Source organism: Actinomadura napierensis, assembly GCF_039529375.1.
In the GTDB taxonomy this organism is placed as follows: domain Bacteria; phylum Actinomycetota; class Actinomycetes; order Streptosporangiales; family Streptosporangiaceae; genus Spirillospora; species Spirillospora napierensis.
The window spans coordinates 245312-251711 of sequence record NZ_BAAAMR010000002.1 but is presented as its reverse complement, the minus strand read 5'-3'; the positions used below and the strand labels follow the sequence as shown (position 1 = coordinate 251711).

Here is a 6400-nt window from a genome sequence, read left to right as displayed (position 1 = left end):
CGCGGGGCGGCGCGGGCGCCGCCGCCTGGGGCCGGCCGGCCTTCTGCGGGCGGGGCTGCGCCGCGCGCGCGGCGGCCTTCGTCGCCGCCTTCGAACCGAACAGGTCGGCCCTGATCACACCGACGGCCGCGATGACGAAGAGCCAGAGCACCGCGAGGAACGCCAGCTTGATCAGCGTGAGGGTGAATGGGGACATCGGAGTCGGGGTTACTCCCTATCGCGGCGGAACACAAGGGTAGTGCGGCCCATCGTCACCCGGGAGCCGTCCACCAGCGTGACCCGCCGGATCGGCTGCCCGTTCACGAACGAGCCGTTGGTCGACCCTAGATCCACGAGCACGATTTCGGGACCTTCTACGCGGATCTCGGCATGGTGCCGGGACACGCCCGGATCCACGAGCCGCAGGTCGCAGTCGGTGCCGCGGCCCAGGAGGGTGACCGGAGTGTTGATGTCGTACGTGCGCTGCGTGGTGTCGGAGCCCTCCACCGCGGTCGTCACCAGGAGCCGCGGGTTGCCGCCGAACGCGCCCCCGCGTCCCCCCTGCGGCACGTCGCTCACCGGCTGGCGGATCTCCCCGCCCTCGACGGTGGACCCCCGGATCACACCGGACCGGATGCGGAACATGCCCGTGGCGAGATCCCCCGCGTTCTCGAACCGGACGCGCACCGGGCCCACGAAGGAGTACCCCTGCTCCTTCGCGTACTCCCGCGCCAGGTTCGCCAGCTCCTGGCTCAGGCTGTCGGCGTACACCTGCAGGCGCTGCCCGTCCTGCTGAGAGATCTCGACGACGAAGTCGTTCGGGACCAGCGTGCGGCCCTGCGCCACGATCGCGGCCCGATCGTCCATCTCGCGCTGCACAGCACTGGCCACCTCGACCGGCTGCAGCTCCGACTTGAAGGCACGGGCGAAGGCCCCTTCGACCATGCCCTCGAGCCGTCGCTCGAAGCGCTGAATGACGCCCACGGGCACCTCCTCTCACCACTGGTAGACGATCGTATCGGTGCGAAGGTTCGCGAGAAGTATCCGAGTACCTAACCACTGCTTCGACCGTGCTAGCCTTTTCAAGCGCCCGGAGACGGGACGACGCCCTGGGCGGGTGGCGGAACGGCAGACGCGCACGGTTCAGGTCCGTGTGTCCGAAAGGATGTGAGGGTTCAAATCCCTCCTCGCCCACTCGGGAGTGGTGACGTAAGTCCCTCCCTCACAGTGACGTAACGAGCCCGGTCGCGACAGGCGACCGGGCTTCTTCGTATACGGGCACACGCCAGGGGCTGGGCGGCGTTGCGTGGGCTTGTGTCGTGTGGGGTACGGCCGCCTCACCGGTGGGACAGGGCGCTGTGGAGCAGGCGGCCGCTGTAAGGGATCTTTGGGCGCTGCGGGCCCGGGCGGGTCAGGCTGCGGCGTCGGGCTGGCGGAGGGAAGGCGCGGATTTCACCGAGTTGAAGTGATCGCGGCCCGGAGGGCTTCGTAGCTGACACCGAGGTTGGTGAGAGTGTGGTGGGCGATGCCCTCGGAGACGGTGAGCAGCGCGAGCGCGAGGTGGGTGTTGTCGATCTCCGGTGCGTTGATGCGCAGTGACTCGCGCAGAGCATGCTGCAGGCAGCGCAGCGCCAACGCGGTCATCGGGGTCTCGTCGGGCAGCGGCTCGCCGCTGGGGATGCCGATCTGCCCGTCGATCGCGGCGCGAATGGTGTCCGGGGTTGCCCCGCACCGGGCCAGGGCCGGGCAGGCCGCGTCCTTGGGACTGGCGAAGAGACCGAGCCCGTGCTGGAACTCGGCGAAGGTCATCCCGCTGGCGCGCGCCACGATCTCGTCCAGCATCAGATAACCGGCGTGGCCGAGATAGCCGGCACGCCGGCCCGGCACCCGGTCCGGATCGGCTTGCGCGGTCACGATCATTTGCACCAGGGCGTCCCGGCCACGGCCGAACGCCCCGCCCACCGCTCGGTCGACACCGCGCAACGGTGCCGTGTGGTCCAGCAGGTGCTCGATGCGGATCTCATCCTTGCCGCCACCGGCGAACTGCGGGACATGACTGCTCACCCGATCCTCGGGCCGCAACAGCCCCGCCTCCCAGGCACGCGCCACCGCTACCGTCGCCAGCAGCTTCGACGCCGAGAACCACGGCACCGCGGTAACCCCTCCTCAACGGCTCGCCCGGCCGCGCCTCCCCCACCGCCATGTGCGCCACTTCGGCCCCCGACACCAGCACTCGGGCCGCTGCGCCGAGACACGTGCCCGCCGCCACCTCGGCCTCCAGCGCACGCCGAAACCCACCCAAGCCGCAATTGCTAGAAATGCAACCGAAGGCTGCGTATTCCTGCTGAAGCGTTCTCGCTGGTCGAACCGGGTTTGATAGGGCCGGAGAAGAAGGGCCCCGCGGACACCCGGCCGCTTGCCGGACTTGCGGGGGGCGGGCGCGGATTAGGTGTAGTCGCGTGTACGGCTGGACCAGATCCCATTGCGGCTCGGGCTTGCCGATGTCCGCGCACCGGATGGGACAGTGGTTGATGTCGCCGGTGATCAGGCCGAGCCCTCCGGCGCGGTAGGGCGAGCGACCAGCATCTGCGCCTCCTGGGAGGCGCGCTGGACCCTGTAGGGCGTCAGGTGCGCCGAGACCGCCACCGCTCGGCACGGGGGCGGGGCAGGCCGCCCCCGTGCCGCACGTCCCCGGCTCCCCGGGCGCCGTTCTACCTGGGGGACGGCCCTGGAAATGCCCGGTGATTGGGTGGTTTCTCTGACGGTTGTCACTGTCTGTGGTGGTCGCCGGGTGCGTAGCGGCTCCAGAGGGCGCCGGCGGCGGCGGTGCGGCTGGTCTGTTGGTCGGTGTGGCCGAGCATGTGGGCGATGACCGGGGCTGGGGCTTGGGAGAACGAGATGATCAGCGGAACAGGCGGAAGAACCCGCGCACCTGCTTGACCAGCGACTCCGGCTGCTCCAGTGCGGCGAAGTGGCCACCATGCGGCAGTTCCTCGAACCAGCGCAGGTCGGTGAACCGCAGCTCGGCCTCCCGCCTTGACGGGCGGGTTATGTCGCGCGGGTAGACCGACAGCCCGGATGGCGCGGTCACCTTGTCCCGGAAGTTGGCGAAGCTCTCCCAGTACAGGCGCGCCGACGACGTGGCCGACGCGGTGAACCAATAGACCGAGATCTCGTCGAGGATCGTCTGCCGCGACAACGCGTCCTCGGGATGGCCGTCGTTGTCCTTCCACGCCCAGAACTTCTCGGCGATCCAGGCGGCCTGCCCCGCCGGGGAGTCGGTGAGGCCGTAGCCGAGCGTCTGCGGCCGGGTCGCCTGGATCGCCGAGTACCCCCGGCCGGTGCGCTGCATCTCCTTCTCGGCCTCGAGATTCGCCAGCTCCGCGGGCGTCGGGTCGTCGAACGTGCCCGCCGCCACGGATGCCAGGTTCAGGTGCACGCCGACGACCCGCTCGGGCGCCACCTCGCCCAGCACCCCGGACACCGCCGAACCCCAGTCACCGCCCTGCGCGCCGTACCGTTGGTAACCCAGCGAGACCATCAACGTGTCCCAGGCGCGCGCGGTGCGAGTGATGCCCCACCCGGTCGTCGACGGCTTGTCACTCCAGCCGTACCCGGGCAACGAGGGCGCGACCACATGGAACGCGTCCGCCGGGTCACCGCCGTGCGCGCGCGGGTCGGTCAGCGGGCCGAGGACCTCCAGGAACTCGAGCACCGAACCCGGCCACCCGTGCGTGAGCACGAGCGGGAACGCGTCCGGCTCCGGCGAGCGGACGTGCAGGAAGTGGATGCCCAGCCCGTCGATCGTGTCGCGGTACTGCGGGAACACGTTCAGCCGCTCGGCGAACCCGAAGTCGTAGTCCTCGGCCCAGCTGCGGCAAAGCTCCTGCGCATACGCCAGCGGCAAACCCTGTGACCAGTCGTCCACCGGCTCGCGCTCGGGCCACCGTGTCCGTCGCAATCGTTCACGCAGGTCCGCGATCTCGGCTTCGGTGATGCTGACCTCGAACGGCTCGGCGGACATGGCAAGGCTCCTTACTGGTCAAGGCGTTATCGGATCAGATGTAGGTGGACCGACATCGTGGGCTCCCACGCGTGGCGTCGGATTCGGGGCGGCGGTCGGCGGTAGGGCGCCGGGTCAGGCTGAGGACGAAGCCGGCCAGGGGGAACGCCGCGAGCACGGCGAGGGCCACCGGCACCGGCACGATGCCGGACAGACCCGCGACAGCGGCCGGACCGACCCCGCCACCCAGGGCGTTCATGAAGTTGAGCGGATCCGTTGCCGCCCGGGAAGGGCGGTGGCCGCGGCAAAGACGGCGATCACGGTCGCGCCCGCCCCGGCGCCGCCGATCAGTCGGCCGACGATCACGACCGACAGTGTCGGCCCGGCTCCGGCGAGCACGGAGCCCGCGGCGAGCGTCACGACCCCGGCGACGAGGACCTGGAAGGGGCTCCAGCGGACCAGCAGCCGACCCGCGACCGGCATCGCGAGCGCGGAGGTCAGCGACCACGCGGCGAGAATCCATGCGGTGGCCCTGAACGGCACTGCGAGTGCGCGGCCGATGGCCGGCAGGGCCACCGACGGCGCTCCCAGTGCCACGTACATCGGCAGCACCAGCATCCCTAAAGTCAGCCCCAGCCGACGCCCGTCCGGAGGGTCGGTTCGCTCCGGTGCCGGGGCCCCTCCAGCCGGGATCGTCTGCGGCGTCGTCTCCTGCCGACTAATATGTTGTGACACGCTAAAGCTCATTTGAGTGTAACGTTATGGGGCAGGAAGGAGATACGTCAAATGCGGGATGCATATTACAGCCCATTGGTGGTCCAGACGGCCGTCGACCTGGCCAACACCATGAGGCCGATCAAGGGAGAGGACGCGCTCGAGACCGTGGAGCAGCTCCGGGACTTCCTTGACGACCATCCCGCGGCCGAGCCTCCGAGTTCGGCCGCGAACCAAGGGACCGGTCCGCGCCCTCTCACCCGCGCCGACCTGGCGGAAGTCCGCGCGTTGCGCGAGACGGTGCGTGAGGTGCTCGAACGGGCCAACGCGGACGCGGTCGAAGCTGCGGCTCTGATCAACGACGGTCTGCGTCGCAGCCGCGCCACCCTGGTACTGCGCCACGAGGACGACCGCTGGTGGACCGAGGTGGCCTCCGACACCGACCGCTGCTCGGCGCACCTTGCCGCGACTACGCTCAGCGCACTGGCCTCCGTGATCGCCACGCTCGGTCCCGCTCGTCTCGGCGTATGTGCCGGGCCGACCTGCCGGGCCACTTTCGTGGACCTCTCGCGCAACGGCTCGAAGCAGTACTGCACCCGAACCTGCGCACACCGGGCCAGCGTCGCGGCCTACCGCAGCCGGCGCAGCCCGCGTTGAGCGACGGCACCTGACCCTGCCAGGCCGGCGCCGGGGTTTCGTCCGAGCCCGCCTTCGACGAACTCGTTCGGGCCTCCGGTGCGCCGGCGGACCCGCCGCTACCGCGACCCGGCAACCGGCCAGCTGGTGGAGGACGTCGCGCCGCCGGACTGGCGGGCGGCCGCATGGGTGCTGGAACGCCGCCACCCCGACGGATTCGCCGGCCCTCGCAGCCGCAGGTGTCCGGCCCGGACGGCGGACCCGTCGAGGTCGATCAGACGCCCGGCTTGGCCGCTCTCGCCGGACGCGTCGCCGAGTACCGCGCCGAGCTGGAGGGCCTGGACGACGAACAGGAGCCGCACGCGAGTGCCGTCACAGGCTGATGTAGCAGGCGAACGAAAAGCCCCGCCAAGGAGCGCCGGGGTGGTGCGCCTTAGCGGGACTGGTCGTTCCAGAGCTACCGGACCAGGTTGATCGTGGTGTGGTGCCTGGTCAGGTCCGGTTGGCGGCGGGGGTGAAGACGCGTTCGAGGAAGGCTTCGCGGTGGCTTGGTCGAGGGTGCCGTCCAGGGACAGGGCGGTGGCGATGGACTCTTCGGTGACGGCGCGGGGGATCTCGAGGTCCGCTTCGGCTTCGCCGATGGCTTGCTCGATGGCGCGGCCGGCGGCGGCGGGTTCGTGCCGGATGAGCCAGTCGAGGGGAACTCGTAGACCAGGGCCTGGCGGACGGTGACGGACAGATCCCACACGCCGATGAGTTTGGGGATGCCGGCGGCGACCTGCCGGCTGAGGCCTTCGGCGATCTCGCGGACGGCGGTTTCGGTGCGCCACCGCAGCGCCCACCGCTTGCGGAAGCTCTGGCGCTCCCACAGCAGGGAGAAGAAGCTGCGGCTGAACCGCTTCCAGGTCTCGGTGATGCCGATTGGGTTGGCGGCTCCCTCATGGTCGGCCGAGACCACTTCTTCGACGCCTTCGGATGACCGGCGGCACTGTTCGGCCCATTCCTCGGCGACGGGTGTACCGCGTCCTGGAGCGCCGAGTCCGCACTGGCCCCGCCCGCACGACCTGT

At 70.2% G+C, this 6400-nt stretch carries 8 protein-coding genes, 1 tRNA gene and 1 pseudogene; 2 read left to right on the top strand and 8 right to left on the bottom strand.

What is annotated here, in order from left to right:
• Positions 1-196, bottom strand: a pseudogene (locus tag ABD296_RS02740) (FHA domain-containing protein); the annotation flags it as partial.
• 11 nt (positions 197-207) lie between these two features.
• Complete coding sequence (locus tag ABD296_RS02735) at positions 208-963, bottom strand: DUF3662 and FHA domain-containing protein (RefSeq protein WP_344260986.1); 756 nt, start codon at positions 961-963, stop codon at positions 208-210.
• A 127-nt stretch (positions 964-1090) separates the two neighbouring features.
• Between ABD296_RS02735 and ABD296_RS02730 the strand changes: the two genes are divergently transcribed.
• Positions 1091-1173: transfer RNA gene (locus ABD296_RS02730), tRNA-Leu, on the top strand.
• A 258-nt stretch (positions 1174-1431) separates the two neighbouring features.
• On the opposite strand, the gene ABD296_RS02725 is transcribed toward ABD296_RS02730, so the two are convergent.
• The 4 genes from ABD296_RS02725 to ABD296_RS02710 all read right to left on the bottom strand — a co-directional run bounded on the left by ABD296_RS02725 (position 1432) and on the right by ABD296_RS02710 (position 4600).
• Positions 1432-2130, bottom strand: coding sequence for a serine hydrolase domain-containing protein (locus ABD296_RS02725; RefSeq protein WP_344260984.1), 699 nt, complete (start codon positions 2128-2130; stop codon positions 1432-1434).
• Between the two features lie 751 nt (positions 2131-2881).
• Positions 2882-4003 carry an epoxide hydrolase family protein gene (locus tag ABD296_RS02720; protein ID WP_344260982.1) on the bottom strand — a complete coding sequence of 374 codons (1122 nt, stop codon included), beginning with the start codon at positions 4001-4003 and terminating at the stop codon, positions 2882-2884.
• Between the two features lie 34 nt (positions 4004-4037).
• Positions 4038-4241, bottom strand: a complete 204-nt coding sequence (locus tag ABD296_RS02715) for a hypothetical protein (RefSeq protein ID WP_344260980.1) — start codon at positions 4239-4241, stop codon at positions 4038-4040.
• A complete protein-coding gene (locus ABD296_RS02710; protein ID WP_344260978.1) occupies positions 4238-4600 on the bottom strand; it encodes an MFS transporter in 363 nt (120 codons plus the stop codon). The genes ABD296_RS02715 and ABD296_RS02710 overlap by 4 nt, the downstream gene beginning before the upstream one ends.
• Before the next feature lie 168 nt (positions 4601-4768).
• Here ABD296_RS02710 and ABD296_RS02705 point away from each other — a divergent pair, with 168 nt between their 5' ends.
• On the top strand, positions 4769-5353 hold the full coding sequence (locus tag ABD296_RS02705; RefSeq protein WP_344260976.1) for a CGNR zinc finger domain-containing protein: 585 nt from the start codon (positions 4769-4771) through the stop codon (positions 5351-5353).
• 98 nt (positions 5354-5451) lie between these two features.
• Here ABD296_RS02705 and ABD296_RS02700 read toward each other — a convergent pair whose 3' ends face one another.
• Both ABD296_RS02700 and ABD296_RS02695 read right to left on the bottom strand, forming a co-directional pair.
• Complete coding sequence (locus ABD296_RS02700; protein ID WP_344260974.1) at positions 5452-5694, bottom strand: hypothetical protein; 243 nt, start codon at positions 5692-5694, stop codon at positions 5452-5454.
• Positions 5695-5789: 95 nt separating this feature from the next.
• Positions 5790-6290, bottom strand: a complete 501-nt coding sequence (locus ABD296_RS02695) for a hypothetical protein (RefSeq protein WP_344260972.1) — start codon at positions 6288-6290, stop codon at positions 5790-5792.
• Positions 6291-6400: the final 110 nt, after the last annotated feature.

Excerpts from the sequence above, each read along its gene's own strand:
- ABD296_RS02710 (WP_344260978.1), bottom strand. The coding sequence starts at position 4,600 with ATGCTGGTGCTGCCGATGTACGTGGCACTGGGAGCGCCGTCGGTGGCC.
- ABD296_RS02720 (WP_344260982.1), bottom strand. The coding sequence starts at position 4,003 with ATGTCCGCCGAGCCGTTCGAGGTCAGCATCACCGAAGCCGAGATCGCG.
- ABD296_RS02705 (WP_344260976.1), top strand. The coding sequence starts at position 4,769 with ATGCGGGATGCATATTACAGCCCATTGGTGGTCCAGACGGCCGTCGAC.
- ABD296_RS02715 (WP_344260980.1), bottom strand. The coding sequence starts at position 4,241 with ATGAACGCCCTGGGTGGCGGGGTCGGTCCGGCCGCTGTCGCGGGTCTG.